The 1,776-nt window shown below is 42.9% G+C and carries 2 protein-coding genes and 1 pseudogene; all 3 read left to right on the plus strand.

From position 1 onward, the window contains the following. Positions 1-93 (plus strand): annotated as a pseudogene (locus A3735_RS32035) (phosphoglycerate kinase); the annotation flags it as partial. Positions 94-123: 30 nt separating this feature from the next. Continuing rightward, the gene (gene fba / locus A3735_RS20915) at positions 124-1,188 is read left to right on the plus strand and encodes a class II fructose-bisphosphate aldolase (protein WP_068506450.1); all 1,065 of its coding nucleotides are present in this window, start codon (positions 124-126) and stop codon (positions 1,186-1,188) included. 209 nt (positions 1,189-1,397) lie between these two features. After that, the coding region (locus tag A3735_RS20920; RefSeq protein WP_156499799.1) for an Ig-like domain-containing protein at positions 1,398-1,776 on the plus strand (379 nt) is incomplete at its 3' end.

Genomic DNA, 1,776 nt, shown 5'->3' on the forward strand with positions numbered 1-1,776 from the left:
TATATTTCTACGGGTGGCGGTGCCTTTTTAGAATTTGTAGAAGGTAAGAATTTACCTGCAGTAGCAATGTTAATAGAGCGCGCAAGCTCATAAATTCAATCCATGTTTTAACCGGAGATAATCATGGCATTAATTAGTATGCGACAACTACTTGATCATGCTGCAGAGTATGACTACGGAGTTCCAGCGTTTAACGTAAATAACCTTGAGCAGATGCGCGCTATTATGGAAGCAGCTGATCAAACAAATAGTCCTGTGATAGTGCAGGCTTCAGCCGGTGCTCGTAAATATGCCGGAGCACCTTTTTTGCGTCATCTTATTTTGGCGGCTATCGAAGAATTCCCGCACATTCCTGTTTGTATGCATCAGGACCACGGTACTTCTCCAGCAGTTTGCCAGCGCTCGATTCAACTTGGGTTTTCTTCAGTGATGATGGATGGTTCGCTGATGGACGATGGCAAAACACCTTCCAGCTACGAATATAACGTTGACGTCACAAAGCGCACTGTTGAAATGGCGCATGCTTGCGGTGTTTCTGTTGAAGGTGAGCTTGGCTGTTTGGGGTCTTTAGAAACTGGCCAGGCAGGTGAAGAAGATGGTGTTGGTGCTGAAGGTACACTTAGTCACGATCAGATGTTAACTGATCCAGAAGAGGCAGCAGATTTTGTTAAGCAAACTGGTGTTGATGCGTTAGCGATTGCATGTGGTACAAGCCATGGCGCGTATAAGTTCACGCGTCCACCTACTGGTGATATTTTGGCTATTGACCGTATTAAAGCGATAAATGAACGTATTCCTGGTACGCACCTGGTAATGCATGGTTCATCCTCTGTACCTCAAGAATGGCTTGCTGTTATTAACGAGTACGGCGGCGAAATTCCTGAAACCTATGGTGTCCCTGTAGAGCAGATTGTAGAGGGCATAAAATATGGCGTTCGTAAGGTAAATATTGATACCGATCTACGTCTGGCTTCTACTGGTGCTGTGCGTCGCTTTATGGCACAGAATCCAGCAGAATTCGACCCTAGAAAGTATCTAAAAGAAACTGTAAGTGCGATGAAAGAAATTGTAGTTGCTCGATACGAAGCGTTCGGAACAGCTGGTCGTGCTGATAAGATTAAGGCTCAAAGTCTTGATTCAATGTTTGCACAGTACCAAGACGGTTCTTTGGCTCCGAAGATATCTTAACCTTGGTAAGGGCCTGAATTTATTCAGGCCTTTTTTCTCATTGCGTTTAAAAAAGCCCTCATTAAAACTTTTATACTCAAACTGTCCAATATTTTCTAAGCGAAGCTGTTACTTGTCGCACAATCTTGGAAGTAAACCATAGAGCGTTCATCTGGTACATGGTATAAATGCCTGATTCATTTCTACTATTGTATTTATATGGAGTTTAAATGCACTCTCACTACCTAAGAGCCGGGAAAAATAAACTAATACTCCTGGTTGTTATTTTTCTTTCGGGCCTTTCTGCCTGTGATAGCGATGGTACTCGTAGTCTGCCTGAGGCTGCCACCGATACTACTGCACCGACTATTGTTCGCATCACTCCTGATTCTGAAGAGATAAGCTACGGCGTGGACTTAAATCCAACTGTGTTATTTAGTGAGAAAATGAATATAGATTCTTTACTTGATAATCGAGTTGGTATTTATTCTGGTAGTTTCGATCCTGACTCAATTACAGAGCCTGTTGAGCGAGAAATAAATATTTCTCACAGTACTGTCCCTGGGGAGTCAAAAGTACCAGATGAAGAAAGCGGTAAATTGATTGATG

This window comes from Oleiphilus sp. HI0061, from assembly GCF_001635675.1.